At 67.7% G+C, this 23,383-nt stretch carries 22 protein-coding genes and 1 pseudogene; 15 read left to right on the top strand and 8 right to left on the bottom strand.

Annotated elements, in window-relative coordinates:
- Positions 1-3: 3 nt before the first annotated feature.
- Positions 4-795, bottom strand: a pseudogene (locus tag ABE422_RS02265) (ArgP/LysG family DNA-binding transcriptional regulator); the annotation flags it as partial.
- Positions 796-842: 47 nt separating this feature from the next.
- On the opposite strand from ABE422_RS02265, the gene ABE422_RS02270 reads away from it, so the two are divergent.
- Positions 843-1,412, top strand: coding sequence for a LysE/ArgO family amino acid transporter (locus ABE422_RS02270; protein WP_313209926.1), 570 nt, complete (start codon positions 843-845; stop codon positions 1,410-1,412).
- Positions 1,413-1,415: 3 nt separating this feature from the next.
- Here the strand turns inward: ABE422_RS02270 and ABE422_RS02275 are convergent, their stop codons facing one another.
- From ABE422_RS02275 to ABE422_RS02305, 7 genes are all read right to left on the bottom strand, one after another.
- The gene (locus tag ABE422_RS02275; protein WP_179458840.1) at positions 1,416-2,039 is read right to left on the bottom strand and encodes an AAA family ATPase; all 624 of its coding nucleotides are present in this window, start codon (positions 2,037-2,039) and stop codon (positions 1,416-1,418) included.
- Between the two features lie 3 nt (positions 2,040-2,042).
- A complete protein-coding gene (locus ABE422_RS02280) occupies positions 2,043-2,384 on the bottom strand; it encodes a type II toxin-antitoxin system prevent-host-death family antitoxin (protein WP_261996700.1) in 342 nt (113 codons plus the stop codon).
- A 93-nt stretch (positions 2,385-2,477) separates the two neighbouring features.
- Entirely contained in the window at positions 2,478-4,772 is a 2,295-nt protein-coding gene (locus tag ABE422_RS02285; protein WP_313218471.1) for a GH92 family glycosyl hydrolase, read from the bottom strand.
- A 190-nt stretch (positions 4,773-4,962) separates the two neighbouring features.
- Entirely contained in the window at positions 4,963-6,450 is a 1,488-nt protein-coding gene (gene proP, locus ABE422_RS02290; protein ID WP_313212147.1) for a glycine betaine/L-proline transporter ProP, read from the bottom strand.
- Between the two features lie 367 nt (positions 6,451-6,817).
- Entirely contained in the window at positions 6,818-7,147 is a 330-nt protein-coding gene (locus ABE422_RS02295) for a thioredoxin family protein (RefSeq protein ID WP_346482375.1), read from the bottom strand.
- Between the two features lie 9 nt (positions 7,148-7,156).
- On the bottom strand, positions 7,157-7,570 hold the full coding sequence (locus tag ABE422_RS02300; RefSeq protein ID WP_313212149.1) for a host attachment family protein: 414 nt from the start codon (positions 7,568-7,570) through the stop codon (positions 7,157-7,159).
- Positions 7,571-7,686: 116 nt separating this feature from the next.
- The gene (locus tag ABE422_RS02305; RefSeq protein WP_346482376.1) at positions 7,687-8,799 is read right to left on the bottom strand and encodes an alpha/beta hydrolase fold domain-containing protein; all 1,113 of its coding nucleotides are present in this window, start codon (positions 8,797-8,799) and stop codon (positions 7,687-7,689) included.
- A 174-nt stretch (positions 8,800-8,973) separates the two neighbouring features.
- Between ABE422_RS02305 and ABE422_RS02310 the strand changes: the two genes are divergently transcribed.
- The 14 genes from ABE422_RS02310 (at position 8,974) to ABE422_RS02375 (ending at position 23,344) form a co-directional block, all read left to right on the top strand.
- A complete protein-coding gene (locus ABE422_RS02310) occupies positions 8,974-9,966 on the top strand; it encodes an aldo/keto reductase (RefSeq protein WP_313212150.1) in 993 nt (330 codons plus the stop codon).
- Positions 9,967-10,041: 75 nt separating this feature from the next.
- Positions 10,042-11,226: a hypothetical protein gene (locus ABE422_RS02315; protein ID WP_346480943.1), complete on the top strand. Its 1,185-nt coding sequence runs from the start codon at positions 10,042-10,044 to the stop codon at positions 11,224-11,226.
- 78 nt (positions 11,227-11,304) lie between these two features.
- Positions 11,305-11,982 carry a DUF3348 domain-containing protein gene (locus ABE422_RS02320; protein WP_346482378.1) on the top strand — a complete coding sequence of 226 codons (678 nt, stop codon included), beginning with the start codon at positions 11,305-11,307 and terminating at the stop codon, positions 11,980-11,982.
- Between the two features lie 10 nt (positions 11,983-11,992).
- Positions 11,993-14,398: a DUF802 domain-containing protein gene (locus tag ABE422_RS02325; RefSeq protein ID WP_346482379.1), complete on the top strand. Its 2,406-nt coding sequence runs from the start codon at positions 11,993-11,995 to the stop codon at positions 14,396-14,398.
- The gene (locus ABE422_RS02330; protein WP_346482381.1) at positions 14,395-15,042 is read left to right on the top strand and encodes an OmpA family protein; all 648 of its coding nucleotides are present in this window, start codon (positions 14,395-14,397) and stop codon (positions 15,040-15,042) included. The genes ABE422_RS02325 and ABE422_RS02330 overlap by 4 nt, the downstream gene beginning before the upstream one ends.
- Positions 15,032-15,637, top strand: coding sequence for a DUF2894 domain-containing protein (locus ABE422_RS02335; RefSeq protein WP_346482382.1), 606 nt, complete (start codon positions 15,032-15,034; stop codon positions 15,635-15,637). The genes ABE422_RS02330 and ABE422_RS02335 overlap by 11 nt, the downstream gene beginning before the upstream one ends.
- 294 nt (positions 15,638-15,931) lie before the next feature.
- Positions 15,932-17,575 (top strand): malonate decarboxylase subunit alpha, encoded by a 1,644-nt coding sequence (mdcA, locus tag ABE422_RS02340; RefSeq protein WP_346462444.1) that lies wholly within the window; start codon positions 15,932-15,934, stop codon positions 17,573-17,575.
- Between the two features lie 10 nt (positions 17,576-17,585).
- Positions 17,586-17,906, top strand: a complete 321-nt coding sequence (mdcC, locus tag ABE422_RS02345) for a malonate decarboxylase acyl carrier protein (RefSeq protein ID WP_121036901.1) — start codon at positions 17,586-17,588, stop codon at positions 17,904-17,906.
- Positions 17,903-18,799, top strand: a complete 897-nt coding sequence (locus ABE422_RS02350; protein WP_346482383.1) for a biotin-independent malonate decarboxylase subunit beta — start codon at positions 17,903-17,905, stop codon at positions 18,797-18,799. Before mdcC ends, ABE422_RS02350 begins: the two co-directional genes overlap by 4 nt.
- Positions 18,790-19,494: a biotin-independent malonate decarboxylase subunit gamma gene (mdcE, locus tag ABE422_RS02355; RefSeq protein WP_346482384.1), complete on the top strand. Its 705-nt coding sequence runs from the start codon at positions 18,790-18,792 to the stop codon at positions 19,492-19,494. The genes ABE422_RS02350 and mdcE overlap by 10 nt, the downstream gene beginning before the upstream one ends.
- A gap of 3 nt (positions 19,495-19,497) precedes the next feature.
- Entirely contained in the window at positions 19,498-20,136 is a 639-nt protein-coding gene (gene mdcG / locus ABE422_RS02360; protein WP_346482385.1) for a malonate decarboxylase holo-[acyl-carrier-protein] synthase, read from the top strand.
- Positions 20,133-20,999, top strand: a complete 867-nt coding sequence (gene mdcB, locus ABE422_RS02365; protein ID WP_346482386.1) for a triphosphoribosyl-dephospho-CoA synthase MdcB — start codon at positions 20,133-20,135, stop codon at positions 20,997-20,999. The genes mdcG and mdcB overlap by 4 nt, the downstream gene beginning before the upstream one ends.
- Positions 20,996-21,913, top strand: coding sequence for a malonate decarboxylase subunit epsilon (mdcH, locus tag ABE422_RS02370; protein ID WP_346482387.1), 918 nt, complete (start codon positions 20,996-20,998; stop codon positions 21,911-21,913). Before mdcB ends, mdcH begins: the two co-directional genes overlap by 4 nt.
- 87 nt (positions 21,914-22,000) lie before the next feature.
- Positions 22,001-23,344, top strand: coding sequence for an SLC13 family permease (locus ABE422_RS02375; protein WP_123729373.1), 1,344 nt, complete (start codon positions 22,001-22,003; stop codon positions 23,342-23,344).
- The last annotated feature ends 39 nt before the right edge of the window (positions 23,345-23,383 follow it).

The raw sequence follows: 23,383 nt of genomic DNA on the forward strand, positions 1-23,383 counted from the left end.
CCGTTACGGATCGCGGAGCACCTTGCCTGCCGCGTCCCGCATGGCAGCCGTGATGCCCTGAAGCGTGGTCGAGCGGATCGCGGCGTGCTGCCAGTACAGCGGCACGTCGATCCAGCGCGCTGGATCAAGCTCGACCACGGCGTTTCTCTGCAGCGCAGTGGAGGCGAGCGACTCGGGCACCAGGCACCAGCCCAGCCCAAGTGCAGCGGCCTCGACAAAACCCGTCGACGTAGGCAGGTAGTGCACCGGTGGGGACAGCGTGGCGCGCGTAACGGTGCGTAGATACCGCGCCTGCAGCCGGTCCTTGCGGTTGAAGACGATCATCGGGGCAGTGGCCAGGGATGCCGCGCTCACGCCCACACCGAAATACGCCGCTTTGAATGCCGGCGCCGCGATCGCCAGATAGCGCATCGTGCCCAGCGGATGGACATTGCAGCCCTGCAGGGCCTTGGCATCCGCCGTCACCGCGCCCAGTGCCGAGCCGTCTCGCAGCAGATCCAGCGTGTGGTCCTGGTCGTCCACGCGCAGGTCGAAGGTATAGCCATGCGCAGCATGCAACGCGGCCAGCGCGGGAAGAAACCAGGTTTCGAGCGAGTCGTCGTTGACCGCCAGGCAGACGTTGCGATGCTGCACCTCCGCATCCGGCAGGAAATCGGCGAGCACCTCTTCTTCCAGGGTCTGCATCGGACGTACCCGGCGCAGCAGCTGCTCACCGGCAGGTGTGGGGCGGCACGGTGCCTGGCGCACGATCAGGACCTGGCCGAGACGGTCCTCCAGCGCCTTGATCCGCTGGGAGGCAGCCAGCTGCCGCCCTCGCCGGATTTCTCACAGGCGCCGGTCTCATCATCGCCATCGGCGCCCAGAACGCCTTCGTGCTCCGCCAGGGCCTGAAACAGCAGCGCGTCGCGCTGGTGGTCGCGGTCTGCGCAGCCGGCGACATCGCCCTGATACTGCTGGGGGTCGCCGGCATCGGCGCAGCCGTGGCGCGTTTCCCATTGCTGCTCGAGGTCCTGCGCTTCGGTGGGGCGGCCTTTCTCGCGGTATACGGCCTTATGGCAGCGCGCCGGGCCTGGTCCGGCGGTGGCGGGCTCGATGCAGCTTCTGACATGCAGGCGGGATGGCGGCGCACGCTGCTGGTCTGCCTGGCATTCACCTTCCTCAATCCGCACGTCTACCTGGACACGATGGTGCTGCTTGGCAGCCTCTCGACCCGCTACCCGGGCGACGCCCGCTGGCTGTTCGCGGCAGGCGCGTGCCTGGCCAGCGTGTCGTGGTTCACCCTGCTGGGCGTCGGGGCGCGCTGGCTGCAACCGTGGTTCGCGCATGCCAGGGCGTGGCGCTGGCTGGACGCGGGCATCGCGGTCTTCATGCTGACGCTGAGCGTGCTGTTGCTGCTCCGGCCCCTGCAGTAACGCTTACGCAGGGGTATGCAGCTCCATGGCCCGCATCACGATCGGCTTGGCCCAGTCCGGGGTCTGCAGCAGCTCGATCGCCGAGGCAGGATAGTGCAGCCCGTTGCGATCCAGCTGCAGCACCGGCAGCGGTTCGGCGCCATCGGCATCGGCCGGGGCGCTGTTGTCGTAGACATGCAGCTCGGCCAAGTGCGGCAGCAGGGCCAGCAGGTTTTCGCGCGAGGAATCGTAGCGGGCACGGATCTTGTCGGCGGGGATGTCATGCCCGCCGCGGCTGACCCGGGCCGCGACACGTTCCATGTGCAGCTCCACGCTCTGCAGGCCGCAGAACCAGATCGCCACGTCGTGCTGCTCGCACGCCTCACGCAGCAGACGCGGGATGGTGTTGCCGCCCAGCGTGGTTTCGAACGCGAAGTCGGTGCCCTCGTCGATCGCCTGCCGCAGCCGGCGCGCGCCTTCATTCCAGGCCGCAGCGTTGGCCTCGCCCAACGACCACCCCGTCTCCACCAGGCGGCGGGTGAACGTATCCGGGTTGAACCAGGTCAGGCCTTCTTCTTCCAGCCACATGCCCAGCAGCGAACTCTTGCCGGCGCCATTGACACCGGCCAGCACCAGAATCCGTCCCATTGGTCAGAGCGGACTGCCGAGGGCGACCTTGCGGCCGCGTCGGATCGGCTGCCCCAGTACCTTGCCCAGCCCACCATCGCGGCCCAGGCTGGCGAGGGTGGTATCGAACGCGGCGCGCAGGCGTTCCAGCTCGCCCATGCGCTCATCGAGGTCGCCGCCGGCGGCCTTGGCCAGCAGTTCCTGGTAGGTCTTGATGTCCACGATCACCGCTTCGGGATGATTGTGGTTGGTGATCACCAGGGCCTGCTTTTCGCGAACGGTGCGCATCAGGCTGGGCCAACCGCGGGTTTTCACCGACGAGGCCGTGGCCTTCTCAAGGCCGGGCAGATCCAGTGGCAGGGTCATGGCACGCTCCAGGACGGGATGGGCCCACTATACCCCTTCTGGCCAAATTGGACATAAATCCCATTTTGGCCAGAAGGAGGGTCCAGAGGCCCGTCAGCGGGACATCGAGTAGGGCTGCTCGGCGCCCTGCCCCGGCCAGGCCATGTTCGGCTCGGCCTGGAGCGTGAAGCGCAGCTCGCCGCCGGCCAGGATCTCGTCGTGGCGCAGGAAGGTGCGCTGCAGCGGCTGGCCATTGAGCGTCACCGAGCCGACGTAGTCGTGGCCCTTGCCCAGCCCGTCGGTGACGATGGTGAAGGTCTTGCCGTTAGGCAGGTGCAGCGCCGCCTTGGGCAGGAACGGGCGGCCGATGATGTACTCGCCACTGCCCGGGGCCACCGGATAGAAGCCCAGCGCGGTGAACACGTACCACGCCGACATCTGGCCCAGGTCGTCATTGCCGGCCAGGCCATCGGGACGGTCGGCGTACTGGGTGTCCATGATCTGCTTCAGGCGCGCCTGGGTGCGCCACGGCTGCCCGGCATGGGCATACAGATAGGCCACGTGGTGGCTGGGCTCGTTGCCGTGCGCGTACCAGCCGATCAGGCCGGTGATGTCTTCCATATGCTCGAAGATCGAGGGGTCGACCTTGGCCTCGAACACCTGGTCCAGACGGGCCAGCAGCGCGTCGCTGCCCCCGTGCGCGGCGGCCAGGCCGGCCACGTCGTGCGGCACATACCAGGAGTACTGCCAGGCGTTGCCTTCGGTGTAATCCGTGCCGTAGCCGCTGGCGCTCGGGTCGAACGGCGTGCGGAAGCTGCCATCGCGCTTGCGCGCCCGCATGAAGCCAGTGTCCTTGTCATAGGCATTGCGCCAGTTCGTGGCGCGCTTCTCGAACTCCCCGGCAACCTTCGTGTTGCCCATGGCCTTGGCCATGCGCGCGATGGTCCAGTCGTCGAACGCATATTCCAGTGTCTTGCTGGCGGCCTCGCCTTCTTCATCGATCGGCACCCAGCCCAGCTCGCGGTACTGCGCGATGCCATCGTACGGGCCGTAATTGGCGGTGGCCACCATCGCCGCCAACGCCTTGTTCTCATCGAACCCGCGGATGCCCTTGAGGTAGGCATCGGCGATCACCGGCACGGCGTGGTAGCCGATCATGCACCAGGTCTCCTGGCCGTGGAACGCCCATACCGGCAGCATCCCGTAGGCGCTGTTGTGCTGGTGCGCGAGCAGCGAATTGATGAAATCGCTGTTGCGTTTTTCCGGCTGCACCAGGGTCAGCAGTGGATGCAGGGCGCGGTAGGTGTCCCACAGCGAGAACGTCGAGTAGTTGGTATAGCCCTCGGCGCGGTGCACGGCATTGTCCGAGCCGCGGTACTGGCCATCGCTGTCCATGAACACGGTCGGCCCGAGCAGGCTGTGGTACAGCGCGGTGTAGGCGCTGCGGCGGTCGTGCTCGGGGCCGTCGATATCCAGTACCGACAGTGCCTGCGTCCACTGCGCTTTCGCCTCGGCGCGGACACGGTCGAAATCGAAGCCGGGCACTTCGCTTTCCAGGTTGGCGATCGCACCGGCCTCGCTGACCGAGGAAATCGCCACCGTCACCACCAGCGGCGTGTCCAGCGTGCCGAAATCAAACGTGCCGACCAGCTGGCGCCCTTCAATCTGCGCACGCTGCGCGGGGCTCTGGTGCCCCGGCGGCGGGAAGCCCTTGTAGGCGATGTCGGTCTCGGTGTTGTGGAATGCGTGACCGGTCAGCGGCCGCGAGAAGCGCATCGCGAAATACAGCTGCCGGCCCGGTGCCCAGCCGCGGGTCTCGCGGAAGCCGGTGATGGTGCCGTCCTCGCGGGCGCGCAGGCGTGACCACATGATCTTGCCCGGGTAGTCGTACAGACTGGTGCGCAGGTCCAGCAGCACGCGTGCGGGCTGGTTGGCCGGATAGGTATAGCGATGCACGCCGACGCGGGTGCTGGTGGTCAGCTCGGCGCGCACCTTCGGATCATCCAGGGTGACGGCGTAGTAGCCTGGTTCGGCGCGCTCGTCGCCGTGGCGGAAGCGCGAGGTATAGCCGCTGCCGGGTTTGTCGGGGGCGCCCCGCTCCAGGCTGGCATCGGTGCGCACCGGCATCAGCAGCACATCGCCCAGATCGGAATGGCCGCTGCCGGAGAAGTGCGTGTGCGAGAAGCCGACGATGCTGGTGTCGTCATGCCTGTAGCCGGCGGCCCAGCCATAGGCCTTCTCGCGCGGCTGGATACGGGTGTCCGGACTGAGCTGCACCATGCCGAACGGAACGGTCGCGCCGGGATAGGTGTGCCCCTCCCCGGCCGTGCCGATGAACGGATCGACCGCCGCATAGGCGCGTTCGCCGACCTTGGCCGGTGCTGCTGTGGCAGTGCTGGCCACCAACATCGCCCCTACCGCGAGCCCCAACCACCGCACCGTCCCCGTTTTTGTCATGGCGTTGAATTTAGATCGATTCAGGTGAGGTCGATCCTAGCACTGGCCGAACGGGCTGACATGTTGCGGTGCGGGTGTTGCCGGCGCCGGGCCGATCGCCCGGCGCCATTGGTGCGCCGTTGATGATGGACGCGGACCGGCGTTACGCCGGACGCGCGTCCTCCGGCACGGCGGCCACCGGCAGCGTCGGCTGGGTCGCATCCACCGTGACCGGCTCGTCGCTGTGCATCAGCGCACGGGCTTCGGCCTCGCTGGCCACCGCCGGCGGCGAACCACGCAGCGGCATCCCGGCCGTCTCACGCACGAACAGCATGGTGATCACGCCGATCACCGCCGCGCCCATCAGGTAGTACGCCGGCACCAGCGGATCGCCGGTGCGCTCCACCAGCCAGGCGGTCACCAACGGCGTGGTGCCACCGAACAGCGAAACCGATACATTGAACGCGATCGACAGCGCGCTGTAGCGCACCGGCGTATAGAACAGCGCCGGCAGCGTGGACGGCATCGAGCTGGTGAAGCACACCAGCGCCACGCCGAGCAGCATCAGCCCGAGGAAGATCAGCCAGTCATTGCCACTGCCGACCAGCTTCAGGCACGGGATCGCGAGCAGGAACAGCGCGATGCAGGCACCGATGATCATCGGGCGGCGGCCCAGGCGATCGCTGAACAGCCCGCCCAGCACATTGAGCGGCATCATTACCAGCATCACGATGATGATCAGCAGCAGGCCTTTGCTCTCGGCATAGCCCATCGTGACGCTGAGATAGCTGGGCATGTAGGTGAGCAGCATGTAATCGGTGACGTTGAACACCAGCACCAGGCCGACACAGATCAGCAGCTGGGCCCAATGCACACGGAACAGCGCGCCCAGGCCGGGGCGTTCGTGATCGCGCTTCTCGGCCTCTTCGGCATACGCGCGGAACGCCGGCGTCTCTTCGAGCTTCATGCGCATGTACAGGCCAAGCAGACCCAGCGGACCGGCGACGAGGAACGGGATGCGCCAGCCCCAGTCCAGCATCTGCGTGCTGCTCAGGGCCATGTGCAGCGCGGTGACCGTGCCGGCACCGGCGATGTAGCCGCCCAGCGTACCGAACTCCAGCCAGCTACCCATGAGGCCACGATTGCGGTCGGTCGAATACTCGGCGATGAACGTTGCCGCGCCGCCATACTCACCGCCGGTGGAGAACCCCTGCACGATGCGGGCAAGCAGCAGCAGCGCCGGCGCCCAGATCCCGATGCGGTCGTACGAGGGAATCAGGCCGATGCTGAAGGTACCGGCGGCCATCAGGATCATGGTGGCCGCGAGCACCTTCTGCCGCCCGTACTTGTCGCCCAGCGGCCCGAACACCAGCCCGCCCAGCGGGCGCACCAGGAAGGCGACGGTAAAGGTGGCGAAGGTGGCGATCAGCTGTGCGGTCGGGCTGCTGTCGGGGAAGAACACCTGGCCAAGGGTCACGGCGAGGTAGCCGTAGACGCCGAAATCGAACCACTCCATCGCGTTGCCGAGTGCGGCGGCGCCAACGGCCTTCTTCAACATGGGACGATCAACGACGGTGACTTCGTCGACATGCATCTGGCGGCGGCGTTTGAACCAGCCGAAATGAGCGTGTGCGGCAGGCAGGTCCTGCATCTGCTTTCTCCTGGAAGCAGGCCATCACGGCGCCCGAGGTCCCGCGCACGGCACAGGAAATACCGCCTCTGATGACACAGCGCGATGCGCGAAGAGGGGTTGCAACAGACGATCCCGGACGGCCGCGTGGACTCAGCGACGCTGCGGGATGGATGACCAGGAAGCGGGCAATGGCCCGGGGGTGATCAAGCGAGCCATGTTACTACATTTGGCCAGCGCGAGCCCCGTACTGCCCTGTCTGGCAGCGTGGAACAGCGTGTTTCAAGCTGTTTGGGTACGCTTTTCACGCGATGCATACACGCCTGCGCAACGCGGGAAATGGATTGTACTGACTGTGATCGCACGGCGGTTGAGAGTGGGCCGTGTGTTACTGCCGGCTCTCAAGCGCATCGATCAGTGGCGCCAGATCCTCGCGCTCATGCGGTCGCACCGCCCGCGCGATTTCGTGGCCGTCGCGCAGCAGGATCACGGTCGGCCACAGCTTCACGGCAAAGGAGCGGCCCAGTGGCCGCCCCTTCCCGTCCTCGACCTTCAGGTGTGTCGCGTCGTAGCCACCCAGAAACTTCTGCAGCAGGGGCTGGGCGGCACTGCAATGGCCGCACCAACCGGTACCGAATTCCAGGAGCACCCATCCGCTGCCCGCATCGATGTCGGCACGGGTGATGTCCGATGGGCTGTACTCACGAACGAAGGTCATGGGCGATTCTCAGGACAGCGCGCGCTGGATATCCTCCAGCGGCGCGTTGGTGAAGTCCTTGGCCAGATCCTTGAGCAGACGCTCCTGGGTTTCCTTGTGCAGCAGCGGGCGGATACGGCCCAGGGTCTGCGGGTCGGCGATCAGGATCAGGTGCGCGTAGCGGTTCTTCAACGCGTCTTCGTTCAACTGCGCCGCCACCTGCTTGGCAAACGTCGCCTCGTTGAGCTGGGAAATCGACATTTCCTGGGGCACCGAGCCGGACGGCCCCTGCCCGGATGCGCCGGTATCGCTCACGGCCTGCAGCTGCAGTTCCCCCTCCTGCTTGAGTTGCAGCTTGTGCGCGGTGCCAACGTTGGTGAACACGCGGGCCGAGCCGCCATCGGCTACAACGACCAGGGTACCTTCGGGAATCTGCTGACTCATCATCTACTCCTTATGGGGAAAACCGAGCGCGGGTGCACTCGGGTTCCACCGTAGGCAACGGCATGTAAGCACCGTGCATACGGATGTATGCACAGCGTATGCAGGCCCTGTGCGCCCTACTCCCCCGGGGATGCCGGCAGCGGCATCTGCAGGTGCCTGGCGAAGAAGCGCGCCATCACCCGGTAGGCCTGCTGGCTTTCCGGCAAGCGCGCGTCCAGGTGGAAGGCGTGGCCCAGGCCGTCCCAGACGTGCAGGTCCGACTCGCGGCCGAGGTCCACCAGTCGGGAATGGGTGTAGGCGACGTTGCTCATTTCGGCCGCGCGGGTGGCGGTGATGAACAGCGTGGGCGGAAACCGGGCCAGTACCGCATCGGAAAACACCGGCGACACCAGTGGATCCCGGAAATCGACCTTTCCGTAGTACAGATCTTCCATGATCGGCAGCGTGCCATCGGCATGCGGCAGCAGGGCGTCGGTCACCGCTGCGGCCACATAGCGCGAGTCGCCGCCGTAACGGGCATCGCCGCCGGCGCAGAACAACCCGGCCGCGGCCGGCATCGGCAGCTTCTCCTTGTCGAACCACGCCAGCGATTCACCGGTCAGCACGCCGCCGGCCGAGCAGCCGAACAGGGCGATGTGCTGCGCGGGCATTTTCTCCAACGCGGCGCGATATACCGCCGCGACATCCTCGCTGGCGGCCGGAAAGTGGTGCTCGGGCCCCTGCCGATATTCCACCGCCACCACCGTGGCACCGGTCATTGCCGCCACCGGGATCGCCTCGAGCAGGCCGAGACTGTCGGCACGCCCGAAGACGAAGGCGCCGCCATGCAGCTCGATCAGCAGCCGCCGCTGCGCCGGGTCGGCGGGTGCACTGTGCGGCTCGACCCGCACCACCGGCACCCCGTTCCAGCGTTCATGGTGCAGCTCAACCGGATAGCGCTCGCGCAGCGCCTGGATTTCTCCGTAGGCCCACGCGTCCGCGCCCTTGCGGATCGCTGCCAATTCCTTGAGCACGGTGGCGTTGTCCATCTTTGCGACGGGATCACCGTTGACCACCGCGCTGCGCATCGCCGCCTGTGCTTCAGGGCTCAGATAGCGCGAGAGCGGTAAGGCAAAACCGGGGACGTTCCGCACGCCCTCCGCGGCTGAAGGTGCGGGCGTGGCCGCCATGACGGTCCCGCTGGCGGTCAACCACAGCGCCATCGGCGCGATCTTCCCGGTCCAACCCATCTTCCGCACTCCCCTGTGAGATCGGGTCACAGAGTAATCGTTGCCTCACCGCAGACGCTACGCAGCCGGGCCGGGATCCTTGCGCCCAGGGCAACTGTCTTTCGCCGCTGGACGGGTGTTTGCGGACCAACGCCGCGCGCAGACTGCCTGGCCTGCAACCTCGGACCCCACCGCATGCGCATTGATCTCCCCGGCCGCGTCGGCTTCGGCACCGCCCCTCTGGGCAACATGTACCGCGCCATCCCCGAACAGGAGGCACTGGACACCGTGCACGCCGCCTGGGACCACGGCATCCGCTACTTCGACGCCGCCCCCATGTACGGCGCCGGCCTGGCCGAACTGCGCCTAGGCGAAGCGCTGCAACACTATCCGCGCGATGCCTATGTGCTCAGCACCAAGGTCGGCCGTCGCCTGCTGGATGAAACCGAAGACACCGCCCAGCGTGATCTGGGTGAGAAAGGAGGCCTGTTCGAGCACGGACTGCCCAACAGAATCGTCTACGACTACAGCGCCGACGGCACGCTGCGCGCGATCGAAGAGAGCCTGAAGCGCCTGAAGACCGACCGCCTCGACATCGTCTGGATCCATGACCCGGCCAAGGATTTCCATGGCGATGACTGGCGCGCCGTGTTCCACCAGGCCATGTCCGGTGCCGCGACCGCGCTGACCCGGCTGCGCGAGGAAGGTGTCATCAAGGGTTGGGGCCTGGGCGTCAACCGCGTCGAGCCCTGCGTGATGGCGCTGCAGCAGGCCGACCCGGATGGCTTCGTGCTCGCCGGGCGCTACACCCTGCTGGATCACCACGAAGCGCTGGCCAATCTGATGCCGGCGGCCGAAGCGCGTGGTGCCAGCGTCGTGGTCGGTGGTCCCTACAACTCCGGCATTCTCGCCGGCGGCGCGCACTATGAGTACCAGAAAGCCGGCGCCGAGGTGCTGCATCGCGTGGGGCGCCTGCAGCAGGTGTGCGCGCAGTTCGGCGTGGATATCCGTGCCGCAGCGCTGCAGTTCTCGCTCGCCCATCCGGCGGTCGCGGCGGTGATCCCGGGCGCCAGCCAGCCCAGCCGTATCGCGGAGAATCTGGCGTTGGCCGAGGTCGCGATTCCGCCGGCATTCTGGAGCGCGCTGCGCGAGCAGGGCTTGGTCTCCCCGCACGCGCCGTTGCCGTGACTACAACTTCTGGCACCCGCATTCGGTCCTGCAGCCTGCCACCCTGCGCTACACACCGTGTGCGCAGGAGCCGTAATGAACAGGATGTTGGTCGTGGGTGTGGTAGTGGCAATGCTGTCGTTGCCTGCAAAGAGCGCGCCGCCTGAAACAGCAACACAGGTGATCGTGCTGGGCGTGGACCATGCCGCGCAGCTCGTGGCGCGTGAGGATCGGCCCGCGGTGCTGGCGGCGTTCCTCGATCGCGCTGCGCCCGATGCCATCTGCATAGAGCGATCGCCGGAGGCATTTGCACGTAACGATTTCTATGAGTTCACCTACGAAGTGCAGGACGTGGTGGTGCCGTTCGCCCGGGAGCGCAACATTGACGTGTGCCCCTTCGACTGGCATCCCTCGACGGAAGACGCCCAACTGGGCTTCGGCATGGATCTGGAGGCGATTCCTGAAATCCGGCCGATCCGGGGCTTCCAACAGTTCCTGACCTTCCCCGAGCCGGCGCAATTGCACCGAACGCTTTTCCATGCCGACGATCCCCACAATGTGACGCGCTCCACGCAATGGAGCCTCACCCCAGCGGCACGTACCGCACAGGACCTGCCACGTCGCCTGTTCCTGTATCGCACCTTCCTGCAGGCCAAGCGCATCGCGGCCGCCGCGCGGGCGCATCCAGGCGGCACCGTGGTCGTGGTGGTCGGTGAGTTCCACAAGCGCGACATCGATGCTGTGCTGGCCGATGAGCCCGGCATCGTGGTGGTGCAACCGTCGAGCCTGGGTGCCCCGAACGATGCGGATGTCCACCAACGGGAACTGCCGGCGTACCGCTTCGCGGTCGCCAGCTTCAACCTGCTCGGCAGACAGGCAGAAACAGGCAACCGCGACGACGCATTCCTGCGCGAAACGGTGGACGCCCTGTCCGGGAGTGGTGCTGCCGCTGAGGTGCAGTTGCTGGCGACACGACTGGACCTGCTGCAGGGCCGCATCAGTCGCGCCGAGGCGATCGGGCGTTACAGACAGATTGCGGCCATCGCCGGCGAGGCACGATTCACCTGGACCGGGGTGAAGGATATCCGCCGTCTGGATTCCTGGTTCGACCCCTTCGGTAACCTCAGCGTGCGCCAACGCGCCCACCTGGAGCTGGCGCGTGAATCGATTCGGGCCGGCCGCCGCGCTGAAGCAGACCGGCTCAGGACGGCGCTGGGCGGTGAACTCACCGCCCGCCAGCGCAGGCAACTGGACGGTTACTGGCCCCTGCTGGCGAAGTGAGGGCCGGCCGAGCCTGAACCCCGGCGCCGGGCGGCTACCGGTCATTACGGTGTAAAATTCATCGTTTTAACCGGAACAATGGCCAAAACCGCGCAACGGACGCCTGTCCCGGGCCCGGCCTTCATCCGGCTGCTGGCCCGCCTCGCTGAGAGCAACCTGTCCTCGACGGGCCCTGCCCTGTCAGACCGGCTCAGCGAGTGGGTGGACTGGACGCGGGCGGTGACGTTGTCCAAGGCGCTCGATGGCCGGCTGCCGGCCGCGGTCGAGGGGCCGGACTTCGATGCCGACGAGGACGCCGAGTGCCAACGCCTTCGCGCGGCGCTGGAGGCGAGTATTGTTCAGGAACCTGAGACCACCAAGCCGCCTCGCCGGGTGGTTGACGCCGACGGTGCTGCCGCCGCTATCGAATACACCGTGTACGGCGAGCGCTATCTCACCCTCCAGCGCGCCATGCTCAGCGCCACCAGCCGTCTGCGCGGGCGCCTGCGCGACATGTTGACCCGCCGCTCGCCCGAGATGGCGCGGCTGGCCGAGGTGGACGCGCTGATGGAGCAGACCCTGAGCGCGCGGGAGTACAGCCTGCTGGCCAAGGTGCCGGTGCTGCTGAGGGTGCATTTCGAACGCCTGCGCGAGGCCGGCACCGACGATGCCTGGCTCGAGGTGTTCCGCCGCGACATGCAGAGCCTGCTGTTGGCCGAGCTGGATATCCGTTTTCAACCGATCGAAGGCCTGCTTGCAGCGCTTCGCACCCACTAACCGGGACGTCATGTTCAGAACCAGTCTTCACTACGTTGTTTTCCTGCTTGGCCTTGTGGCGGTGTGCTGGATCGGGGCGGGCTATGCCAGCACCAATCCGGTCGGTTTCGCTGTCGCCGCGCTGATCGCCGTCTGCTACCTCGCCGGTGGCCTCGAGCTGTATCGCTACCGGCAGGCGACCGCCTCGCTGGCGGCGGCCAGCGCCAGTGCGGGCGCCGCCAGCGCCGGGCTCGCCACCTGGTTGGGCCAGCTGCATCCCAGCCTGCGCAATGCCGTGCGCCTGCGCGTGGAAGGCGAGCGCGTCGCCCTGCCCGGCCCGGTGCTGACGCCGTACCTGGTCGGCCTGCTGGTGCTGCTGGGCATGCTCGGCACGCTGCTCGGCATGATGGCGACGCTGCGCGGCACCGGACTGGCGCTGGAAAGCGCGACCGACCTGCAGGCGATCCGCGGCTCGCTGGGTGCGCCGGTGGAAGGCCTTGCGGTCGCCTTCGGCACCTCGATTGCCGGTGTCGCCACCTCCGCCATGCTGGGCCTGCTCTCGGCGCTGTGCCGGCGTGAACGGCTGGAAGCGGTGCAGCGGCTGGACGTGGAGATCGCCACCACCCTGCACACCCATTCCCAGTCCTGGCAGCGCAATGAAGCCTTCCGGCTGCTGCAGCAGCAGGCCGAGCTCATGCCCGCGCTGGTGGATCGGCTGCAGGCCATGACGGCCGCGATCGAGCAGCAGAGCAGCGCCTCGGGCGAGCGGCTGCTGACCAACCAGCAGAACTTCCATGCCAAGGCCGACGAAGAATACGCGCGCCTGACCGCCGCGATCGAGCAGTCACTCAAGGACAGCGTCGCCGAAAGCGCACGCACGGTTGGCGCGGCCTTGCAGCCGGTGATGGACACCACCCTGGCCGGCATCGCCCGCGCCAACGCCGCCATGCACGAGACGGTGACCGAGGCAGTACAGCGCCAGCTGGCCGGCCTGACCGAGGGCTTCGACGCCAGCCGCGTCGCGACCGCCGCGACCTGGCAGGCCGCACTGGACAGCCAGCAGCAGACCAACACCGCATTGACCGCCGACCTGCGCGTCGCGCTGGACGGATTCGCCGCGCAGCACGATCAACGCGCGCTTGGCCTGCTCGATGCGGTCTCCGCGAAGCTGGTCAGCACCGCTGACGGTTGGCAGGCTGCCCAGTCCGCACAGCAGCAGACCAATGAAGCCATGGCGACCGAGCTGCGCAATGCGCTGGCCACGTTCGCCGAGCAGCATGGCGAGCGCTCCAGCGCCTTGCTTGAGGCGGTCTCGGCCGAGCTCAACACGACCGCGACGCGCTGGCAGGATGCCCAGGCCGCGCAGCAGCAGACCCATGCTGCGCTGACTGCCGACCTGCGCAGCGCGCTGTCCCGCTTCACCGAAACGCATGACGCCCGGGCCGCCGGCCTGATCGACGCGGTCGGCAGCCGCATGGAGGCCACCACCGCGCAGATTGCCGATGCTTGGCAGCAGGCGCTGGCCCGCCAGGATGCCGCTGCGACCGCAGTGAGCGCGCGTCACCAGCACGCGCTGGATGCTGCCGCCGCGACGCTGCAGGCCCAGGCGGTGTCGCTCGGCGAGGCGATGCAGCAGTCCCATGCCCAGCTCCAGGACGCCTTGGAAGCGCGCGATCAGCAGCGTCTGAACGCGTGGACCGAGGCCTTCACCGGCATGAGCGCCAGCCTCGGCGAACGCTGGGAGCAGACCGGCGCCAGTGTCGCCAGCCGTCAGCAGGAGATCTGCGACACCCTCGCCCGCACCGCCAACGACATCACCCAGCAGGCACAGGCGCACGCCAGCGAGACGATCAGCGAGATCTCGCGCCTGGTCCAGGCGGCGTCGGAAGCGCCCAAGGCCGCGGCCGATGTGGTCGCCGAACTGCGCAGCAAACTGTCCGACAGTCTGGTCCGCGACACCGCCACGCTGGAAGAACGCAGCCGTCTGCTGGCGACCGTGGAGACCCTGCTGGATGCGGTCAACCACGCCGCCAACGAGCAGCGCGTCGCCGTGGATGCCCTGGTCTCGACCTCGGCCGAGCTGATGGACCGCGTTGGCACGCGCTTCACCGACCACATCGAAGCCGAGACCGGCAAACTCGGCAGCGTGGCCGCGCAGGTCACCGGCAGTGCGGTGGAAGTAGCGAGCCTGGCCGATGCGCTCGGCAGCGCCGTGCAGTCCTTCGGCACTGCCAGCGACGGCCTCAACGAGCGCCTGGCCCAGATCGCCGCCTCGCTGGATGGTTCGCTGGCCCGCAGTGACGAGCAGCTGGCCTATTACGTGGCCCAGGCGCGTGAGGTGATCGATCTCAGCGTGCTGTCGCAGAAGCAGATCATCGATGAACTGCAGCAGCTGGCGGGCCGCCGCAGCAGCAAGGCCGGGGCCGCCTCTGCATGAGCGACGAGATCGAAGTCGAGGCCGACGGAGGCGCGCCGATCTGGGCCGCCTTCGGCGACCTGATGTCGGTGCTGCTCGGTGCGTTCGTGCTGATCCTGGTCGGCGTGGTCGCGCTGCAGTTGGAGCTGACCAACCGGCTGGATGAAGAGGTCAAGCAGCGCCAGGCCGAAGTGCAGCGCCGCCAGACGCTGGAGCAGGCCTTGGCCGGCCCGCTCGCGGCCGGGCGTGTGACGCTGGTGGATGGCCGCATCGGCATCCGCGGCAATGTGCTGTTCGCGTTGAACTCGGATCAGCTGCAGCCGGAAGGTGCCGACGTCCTCGAGAGTCTGGCCGGGCCGTTGAAAGGCTACCTGGCCGCGCGCGAGGAGATCCTGATGGTCAGTGGCTTCACCGACGACCAGCAGGTGCGCGATGGCAACTGGCGCTTCGCCGACAACTGGGAACTCTCCGCCGAGCGTGCATTGACCGTGACCCGCACCCTGATCGCCGAAGGCGTGCCGTCGGATGCGGTGTTTGCCGCAGCGTTTGGCTCGGAGCAGCCGGTGAGTTCCAACGCCGACGAGGATGGCCGCGCCAAGAACCGCCGCGTCGAAATCGCCCCGATCCCGAAACCCAAGGCGAGCAAGGCCGCGGATGCCCCGTAACCCTGTCGCAACCGCTGAGATTCTCGAGAACTGGCGAGCGGACAAGCTCGACGGGCTGGACCGCACGCGTTTTGCGATGATCGAGGCGTTGCATGCCCGCATGCAAGCGCATGACGGTGAGGTGCGGGCGCTGTTGCAACGGAAGCTGGATGCGTTGGTCGCGGGTTACGCCGAGCGGGTTGCCGAGGCGTCGGCATCGGTAGTGACCGCGCCGGGCCTGTCATCGGGACGCATCGGTCTGCAGGCGCTGGTCACGGAATTAACGGGGCAGCACAATGCTGCGTATCCGGATTTGCCGGTGCTGGGTGAGGTCCGGGCGACGTGGGCCAGGCTTCGCAATGCCAGCCAGCTCAAGCAATCGCTGGCCCAGATGCCCACCAATGGTGGGCCGTTGAACTCCGGTGTACTGGTCCATCGCGCCCTGACGCTGATGAAAGAGACCTCGCCCGGCTACCTGACGCATTTCATGGCGTACCTGGATGCGCTGTCGGGCATGGAGCACCTGCATCAGTGGGGCGTGCTGGTGGCGACGCCGAAAGTGGTGCCGCGGGGGGCGAAGCCGCGGCGGCCGCGTGCGGGAAAGGGAGCGGGCTGATCCAGGCGTTCCATCTGCGTGCCTTGATGGCCGCACGACATTGCCCCGAGCAACGCTGAGCCGAGGTCGCGCCAGCAAGGTATTGCCCGCTTTGAACAAACATGCCTGCGCGTTCGCCAGCCATCCCGCTCAGCAACGATGCCGCGACGCTCGGCGCATTGACGCTGAGGATGGCCAGGGGAGTCGGCTCTAACTGAATACGACAGGCCCAGAACTGGCCTCATCAGGCCTCTTGCCCCGGCCAAACTCGGGTGATAGCTTTGTAATTACAGCGTAATTATGAAGAGGCGGCAGATGGCTCGAGACTGGAACACGCTAGCGGATCGCCGCCAGGCAAGGCTGCAGCGGGCCGCCGATGCCGGGCTCGGGCGCTTGCTGCCCCATGCCGAGGTTCCCCGCCTGCTGCATACCGTGCTCGAACCCGGCGACCGGGTCTGCCTGGAAGGCAACAACCAGAAGCAGGCCGATTTCCTCGCCGAGTGCCTGGCCCAGCTCGATCCCGCGCAGGTCCACGGCCTGCACATGGTCCAATCCGTGCTCTCCCTGCCCTCGCACCTGGACGTCTTCGAGCGCGGCATCGCCCAGCGCCTGGACTTCTCCTTCTCGGGTCCGCAGAGCGGCCGGCTGGCCAATCTCGTCGCCGAGGGCCGGATCGAGATCGGGGCGATCCACACCTATCTCGAACTGTTCGGCCGCTACTTCATCGATCTCACCCCGCAGGTCGCACTGATCGCCGCCCAGGCCGCCGACCGTCACGGCAACCTCTATACCGGCCCGAATACCGAAGACACCCCCGTGATCGTCGAGGCCACCGCGTTCCGGGGCGGCATCGTGATCGCACAGGTCAACGAAATCGTCGACACCCTCCCCCGCGTCGACATCCCGGCCGATTGGGTCAACTTCGTCACCGAGGCGCCGCGCCCCAATTACATCGAGCCGTTGTTCACCCGCGACCCGGCGCAGATCTCCGAGATCCAGGTGCTGATGGCGATGATGGCCATCAAGGGCATCTACGCCGAGTACGGCGTGCAGCGCCTCAACCACGGCATCGGTTTCGATACCGCGGCGATTGAGCTGCTGCTGCCCACGTATGCCGAATCACTGGGGCTGAAGGGCAAGATAGGCACGCACTGGGCACTCAATCCGCATCCGGCACTGATCCCGGCGATTGAATCGGGCTTCGTCCAGTCCGTGCATTCGTTCGGCTCCGAGCTGGGCATGGAGCGCTACATCGAAGCGCGCTCGGATGTGTTCTTCACCGGCAGCGACGGCAGCATGCGCTCCAACCGCGCGTTCTCGCAGACCGCCGGTCTGTACGCCTGCGACATGTTCATCGGCTCCACGCTGCAGATCGATCTGCAGGGCAACAGTTCCACCGCCACCCGTGATCGCATCGCCGGCTTCGGCGGCGCGCCCAACATGGGCTCGGATGCCCGCGGCCGCCGCCATGCCAGCCCGGCCTGGCTCAAGGCCGGCCAAGAGGCGGCGCTGCCCGGGCAGATGCCACGCGGGCGCAAGCTGGTCGTGCAGATGGTGGAAACCTTCCGCGAGCACATGGCGCCGGCCTTCGTCGACCGCCTCGATGCCTGGGAGCTGGCCGAGCGCGCGCAGATGCCGCTGCCGCCGGTGATGATCTACGGCGATGACGTCACCCACGTACTGACCGAAGAAGGCATCGCCAATCTGCTGCTGTGCCGCAGCCCGGAGGAACGCGAACAGGCGATCCGCGGCGTGGCGGGCTACACCGCGGTCGGCCTGGGCCGTGACCGCGCGATGGTCGAGAACCTGCGCGACCGCGGCATCATCCGCCGCCCGGAAGACCTCGGCATCCGCACCCGCGACGCCAGCCGAGACCTGCTTGCCGCGCGCTCGGTCAAGGATCTCGTGCGTTGGTCCGGTGGGTTGTACAACCCGCCCAAACGCTTCCGCAACTGGTAAGGGGCACGCCATGGAAACCCTGCGTTATCGCTTCCCCGGGCAGCACGATCTCACCGAGCGCGACCATCACGCGCTGGTCGGCGTGGTCGCCTCGGGCAATCTGGAAGTGCTGATCGAACCCACCCCGCTGGACGGTGCGATGGAGATCGAGGTGATCACTTCGGCCACCGGCTTCGACACCATCTGGCAGGCCGTGCTGGCCGACTTTGCGGCGCGCCACCCGCTGCGCAACGTGCGGTTGTCGATCAACGATGCCGGCGCGACACCGGCGGTGGTCAGCCTGCGCCTGCAGCAGGCGCTGGAAACCCTGCAGGAAGGAGACGCCGCGTGAGCAGTCACAGCTTTTACGAGGCCGATGCGCGCGAGCGTATCCACGGACTGCTCGATGCCGGCAGCTTCAGCGAGTTCGTGGGCCCGGCCCGCCGCATCATCAGCCCACACCTGGCCCAGCTGGATCAGCCCGGTGCCTTCGATGACGGCATTGTGGTGGGCACGGGCAGCTTGAGCGGTCGTCATGTCCTGATCGCTGCGCAGCAGGGCCAGTTCATGGGGGGTGGCGTCGGCGAAGTGCACGGCGCCAAGCTCACCGGGCTGCTGGAGCGTGCCGTTGCGGTGCGCCCGGAGGCGGTGCTGCTGCTGCTCGACAGTGGTGGCGTGCGGCTGCATGAAGCCAACGCCGGCCTGGTCGCCATCTCCGAGATCATGCGGGCGGTGTTGGCCACCCGTGCCGCCGGGATTCCCGTGTTCGCCCTGATCGGCAGCGGCAACGGGGCCTTCGGTGGGATGGGCATCGTTGCCCGCTGCTGCACGGCGGTGGTGATGTCCGAAGAAGGCCGTCTCTCGTTGTCCGGCCCGGAAGTGATCGAGACCGTACGCGGCGTGGAAGAGTTCGACTCGCGCGACCGTGCCCTGGTGTGGCGCGTGACCGGCGGCAAACACCGCTATCTGATCGGCGACGCGGTGCAGTTGGTGCCGGATCGCATCGAGGCGTTTACCGAGGCGGCACTGTCACTCATCGACGCCCACACAGAGACCGAAGACCCGTTGCAGGCCCTCGATCAGGCACACGCCCAGCTGGGCGCGCGGCTGCAGGCCTATGGCGGCTGCCGCGATGGCCTGGAGGTCTGGACGCTGCAGGGCATCGCCGATGCCGGGCGGCTGCCCCTGCTGGACACCGCTGACTTCCTTGATGCCGTCAAGGATAGGAGCCTGCCATGGAACTGACCCCGCTGCTGGATGCGCTGTTCCCGCTCGGCCATGCGGTCACCCGCGATGACGATGTACTGGGCGGTACGGCCACCACCGCTGCCGGCGACGTCACCGTCATCGGCACCGCCAACAAGCTGGAGGTGGGTGTCGATCACGCACTGGCGCTGGCCGCCACCGTGATGGCCAGCACGCGCGCGCATCCGCAGCGACCGATCGTGATGCTCGTCGATACCGCCGGTCAGCGTTTGGCGCGCCGCGATGAAATGCTCGGCATCAACAGCTACTTCGCGCACCTGGCCCGCACGCTGGATCTGGCCCGCCGCCGCGGTGCGCCGCTGGTCAGCCTGGTCTACGGTGAATCCGTCAGCGGCGGTTTCCTGTCGTTCGGGCTGATGGCCGACCGCATCTATGCCCTGCCCGAAGCGCAGGTGCGCGTGATGGATCTGCGCGCGATGGCACGCGTCACCAAACAGCCGCTTGAGAAACTGCAGGCGCTGAGCCAGAGCTCGCCGGTGTTCGCGCCGGGCGTGGAGAACTACGTACGCATGGGCGCGGTGGAGGCCGTCTGGGAGGGCGATCTGGCGCAGGCCCTGGTCGATGCGCTCCACGCGCCTGTCTCCGGCGATCAGCGTCGCGCCCGTGGCGCCGAGCGTGGTGGCCGCCTGTTGGCGCGCGATGTCGCCGCTGCCGTGGCCGCAGGCGAGGCCTGAACCATGCGCCGTCACGACCTGGTCTGGCTCGCTCCGCAGGCACCGTGGCAGGTGCTGACCCCGGGCGCGGATGCGCGCCTGCGGGCGTGGGCCCAAGCGCGCCTGCCCTTTGTCGTGGCGCGACGCGATCCGGTCACTGATGGCGATCAGCTGCGGCTGGGCGTGCCGTTGCCCTTGGCCGAGCGGCGCCAGCGGCTGTCTCTGCGGGTCGAACGCATCCACGTGCAGCGCACCGCACCGCCGCCGTTGCTGGCCGAGGTCGCCGAAGCACTGTCCGCCCCCTGGCGCGATGCACTGCGCCCTTTGCTGGCCGACCTGCTCGAACCCACCCGACCGCCCCGCGTGTTCGGCAGCTTCGCCTGGCAGGGCCTGACCGGCCTGCCGTATCTGCACGCCGGCTCCGATCTGGACCTGCTCTGGGAGATCACCGATCACGCGCATGCCGCGGCGCTCACCGAACGCATGCGGCGCTGGGAACGCGAGCACGGCCTGCGCATCGATGGCGAGCTGCGCTTCCCCGCCGGGCGTTCCGTGAGCTGGCGCGAGTACACCGGCGATGCCGCCCGCCTCCTCGTCAAAGCGGATGACGCCTGCTGGTTGTCCACACGCGATGCCCTGCTCACGCAGCCGGTGGCCGCATGAACGCCGTGCCCCGCCCCGTCCCGTTGCCACCGCCCTCCCCCACGGCGGCTGCGCATCGGCTGGCCCGGATGGCGATCACCAGCCTGCATGCCGAACTGGCCTGCGCCCCCAAACCCGGGCTGGTCACGCCATGGAGCCGCGGCAGCCACGATGACATGGACGCGGCCACCTTCCTGCGCAGCCTGTTCGCGCTGCGTGGCTACTTCGTGGCGGTCGCCGCCGCCGGTGCGCACAGCGCGCCGTTCGATCATCTGCGCATGCTCGGCATCGAGGCGGAAACCGCAATGCTGCGGGCGACGGGTGGCATCAACACCCATCGCGGCGCGATTTTCAGTCTCGGCCTGCTGGTCGCCGCGTCCGCGCGTCTGCGTCATGTCGAGCATGCTGCGCCTCAAGGCACTGCGGTCTGTCATGCGGTACGCGGGTACTGGGCGCCCGCGCTGCTCGCCGCACCGTTGAACGGCGCCAGCCCTGGCCAGCGCGCCCGCCAGCGGCATGGCGTCCCCGGCGTGCGCGAACAGGCGGCGCAGGGATTCCCGCTGCTGCGCGAGGTCGCCCTGCCCACCCTGCAGGCCACTCTGCGCACCACCGCTGACCGGCAGGCCGCGATGGTGCAGACACTGATGTCGCTCGTCGCGGTCACTACCGATCTCAACCTCCTGCATCGCGGCGGTGAACGCGGGCTGGCCTTTGCACAGCAGCAGGCACGTCGCTTCCTCGCCGAGGGCGGCGCGCTGGAATCCGGCTGGCGGGCACGGCTGGGGCCGGTGTGCCACGCATTCCAAGCACGTCGGCTCAGCCCGGGCGGCAGTGCCGATCTGCTGGCCTGCGCATGGTTCCTGCACCTGCAGGAGCGCGCATGAGCCTGGTCCTGCTCTGTCCCGGTCAAGGCGGCCAGCATCCGGATATGTTCAAGCGGGTGCGCGGGAATCCGCAGGCGCAGCCGGTGCTCGATCTGGCCAGCGCGCTCCTCGGCGCACCGGTCGAACCATTGGCGGCCGACCCATCGCGCTTCCACAACGCAGTGGCCCAGCCGCTGGTCTGCGCCGCGGCGCTGGCACATTGGGCGGCGCTGCAGACGCAGCTGCCGCCCATCACCGCCGTCGCCGGCTACAGCGCCGGCGAGCTGGCCGCGCACGCGGTGGCGGGCAGCGTCGACACGGCCACCTGCCTGGCCCTGTCGCGCGAGCGTGCCCGGTTGATGGACGCTGCAGCGCCGGCCGATGCCGGCCTGCTGGCGGTGATCGGGCTGGACGAACGTCGCATCGCACGTCTGTGCGTGACGCACGGGGTGTTCCTGGCCATCGTCAATGGGCCCGATCACGTGGTCCTCGGCGGCCTGCGGCCTGCGCTGGAGGCCGTCGCCGCTGACGTGGCTGCCCACGGTGCCCGGACCGTCCCGCTGCCGGTGGACGTGCCCGCGCATACCCCGTTGCTGGCCGCAGCGGCGCAGGGCTTTGAGAAGCCGTTGCGCGCACTCCCACTGCACGCACCCCGGTTGCGCCTGCTGGCCGGCATCGATGGCCGCCTGGTCAGTGACGTCAGCCGTGTCGTGGCGACGTTGTCGGCGCAGATCGCCCAGCCGGTGCAATGGCAGGACGTGCTGCAGCAGGCGGTCGAGCGCGGTGGGCGCGTCTTCCTGGAGCTGGGCCCGGGCGCGGCGCTCAGCCGCCGGGTTCGCGAAATGCACCCGCAGCAGGAGGCGCGTTCCGTCGAGGATTTCCAGACGCTGGAGGGCGTCCTGGAGTGGGTGGACCGCGCATGCGCACGCGCATGAGGGTCCGCCGGTAACCGTTGCACCCCGTAACCCTCGATGGCGGGTCGCCATCATGCTGCACGCGTATCAAGTGTCTCGGGAGGGCGCATGAGTCCGCAAATCGCAACGATCATCGGCTTGGTGATCATGTTCATCGTGGCCACGGCCCTGCCCATCAACATGGGTGCCGTGGCATTCGCGCTGGCCTTCATCATCGGCGGCCTGTTCGTCGGGATGGAGGGCAAGGAGGTGTTGGCCGGCTTCCCGGGCGACCTGTTCCTGACCCTGGTCGGCATCACCTACCTGTTCGCCATCGCGCAGAAGAACGGCACCATCGATCTGCTCGTGCATTGGGCGGTCAAGGCGGTGCGCGGGCATATCGTCGCCATTCCGTGGGTGATGTTCGTCGTCACCGCGGTGCTGACCGCCTTCGGTGCGCTCGGCCCGGCCGCAGTGGCCATCATCGGCCCGGTCGCGCTGCGCTTTGCCAAGCAGTACAAGATCAACCCGCTGATGATGGGCCTGCTGGTGATCCACGGCGCGCAGGCAGGTGGCTTCTCGCCGATCAGCGTGTATGGCGGCATCACCAACCAGGTGGTGCAGAAAGCTGGCCTGGAAGTCACGGAAATGGCCGTGTTCCTGACCAGCCTGGGCTTCAACCTGCTGATGGGGATCATCTGCTTCTTCGCCTTTGGCGGGCTGGCCCTGATGCGTCGCGCACCAACCGCGACCGAGCCGTTGATCGCCGGCAGCCAGGCGTCCTCGCGCCAGTTTGCGATCGAAGGCCACGGCGCCCTGGTCTCGGCGGGCGGTGGCACGCTCTCCAATGATCCGGATGCGCTGGATGACGTGCGCATCAACCGCGAGCGCGTGTTCACCCTGATCGGCCTGCTCGGGCTGGGCATCGCGGCCCTGGTCTACAACCTCAACGTCGGCCTGGTCTCGATCACCGTCGCGGTGGTGCTGGCCCTGCTCTCGCCGAACTCGCAGAAGGGCGCGGTGGATGGCATCAGCTGGTCGACCGTGCTGCTGATCAGCGGCGTGGTTACCTACGTGGCCGTACTGCAGCAGGCCGGCGCGGTGGACTACATCGGCCATGGCGTGGGTGCGATCGGCATCCCGCTGCTGGGCGCGCTGCTGGTCTGCTACGTCGGTGGCATCGTCTCGGCGTTCGCCTCCTCGGCGGCGGTGCTGGGCGCCACGATTCCACTGGCGGTGCCGTTCCTGATGCAGGGGCATCTCAGCGCTGCCGGTGTGATCTGCGCACTGGCGATCTCCTCCACCGTGGTGGATGTCAGCCCGTTCTCGACCAACGGCGCACTGGTGGTCGCCTCGGCGGCGAAGGAAGAGCGCGAAGCCCTGTTCCGTCGCTTCCTGGTCTACAGCGGCCTGGTGGTGGCCTTCGGTCCGCTGCTGGCATGGCTGCTGTTCGTCGTGCCGGGCTGGATGTAAGCGCACGGCGGGTCTGCACCGGCAGGCCCGCCATGACCC

Source organism: Stenotrophomonas sp. TWI1151 (genome assembly GCF_039673135.1).
In the GTDB taxonomy this organism is placed as follows: domain Bacteria; phylum Pseudomonadota; class Gammaproteobacteria; order Xanthomonadales; family Xanthomonadaceae; genus Stenotrophomonas.

Bases quoted from the DNA above. Each gene is read 5' to 3' on its own strand.
- ABE422_RS02275 (WP_179458840.1), bottom strand. From the start codon at position 2,039: ATGGGACGGATTCTGGTGCTGGCCGGTGTCAATGGCGCCGGCAAGAGT.
- ABE422_RS02280 (WP_261996700.1), bottom strand. From the start codon at position 2,384: ATGACCCTGCCACTGGATCTGCCCGGCCTTGAGAAGGCCACGGCCTCG.
- ABE422_RS02285 (WP_313218471.1), bottom strand. From the start codon at position 4,772: ATGTTGGTGGCCAGCACTGCCACAGCAGCACCGGCCAAGGTCGGCGAA.
- proP (WP_313212147.1), bottom strand. From the start codon at position 6,450: ATGCAGGACCTGCCTGCCGCACACGCTCATTTCGGCTGGTTCAAACGC.
- ABE422_RS02295 (WP_346482375.1), bottom strand. From the start codon at position 7,147: ATGACCTTCGTTCGTGAGTACAGCCCATCGGACATCACCCGTGCCGAC.
- ABE422_RS02300 (WP_313212149.1), bottom strand. From the start codon at position 7,570: ATGAGTCAGCAGATTCCCGAAGGTACCCTGGTCGTTGTAGCCGATGGC.
- ABE422_RS02305 (WP_346482376.1), bottom strand. From the start codon at position 8,799: ATGGGTTGGACCGGGAAGATCGCGCCGATGGCGCTGTGGTTGACCGCC.
- ABE422_RS02310 (WP_313212150.1), top strand. From the start codon at position 8,974: ATGCGCATTGATCTCCCCGGCCGCGTCGGCTTCGGCACCGCCCCTCTG.
- ABE422_RS02315 (WP_346480943.1), top strand. From the start codon at position 10,042: ATGAACAGGATGTTGGTCGTGGGTGTGGTAGTGGCAATGCTGTCGTTG.
- ABE422_RS02320 (WP_346482378.1), top strand. From the start codon at position 11,305: ATGGCCAAAACCGCGCAACGGACGCCTGTCCCGGGCCCGGCCTTCATC.
- ABE422_RS02325 (WP_346482379.1), top strand. From the start codon at position 11,993: ATGTTCAGAACCAGTCTTCACTACGTTGTTTTCCTGCTTGGCCTTGTG.
- ABE422_RS02330 (WP_346482381.1), top strand. From the start codon at position 14,395: ATGAGCGACGAGATCGAAGTCGAGGCCGACGGAGGCGCGCCGATCTGG.
- ABE422_RS02335 (WP_346482382.1), top strand. From the start codon at position 15,032: ATGCCCCGTAACCCTGTCGCAACCGCTGAGATTCTCGAGAACTGGCGA.
- mdcA (WP_346462444.1), top strand. From the start codon at position 15,932: ATGGCTCGAGACTGGAACACGCTAGCGGATCGCCGCCAGGCAAGGCTG.
- mdcC (WP_121036901.1), top strand. From the start codon at position 17,586: ATGGAAACCCTGCGTTATCGCTTCCCCGGGCAGCACGATCTCACCGAG.
- mdcE (WP_346482384.1), top strand. From the start codon at position 18,790: ATGGAACTGACCCCGCTGCTGGATGCGCTGTTCCCGCTCGGCCATGCG.
- mdcG (WP_346482385.1), top strand. From the start codon at position 19,498: ATGCGCCGTCACGACCTGGTCTGGCTCGCTCCGCAGGCACCGTGGCAG.
- mdcB (WP_346482386.1), top strand. From the start codon at position 20,133: ATGAACGCCGTGCCCCGCCCCGTCCCGTTGCCACCGCCCTCCCCCACG.
- mdcH (WP_346482387.1), top strand. From the start codon at position 20,996: ATGAGCCTGGTCCTGCTCTGTCCCGGTCAAGGCGGCCAGCATCCGGAT.
- ABE422_RS02375 (WP_123729373.1), top strand. From the start codon at position 22,001: ATGAGTCCGCAAATCGCAACGATCATCGGCTTGGTGATCATGTTCATC.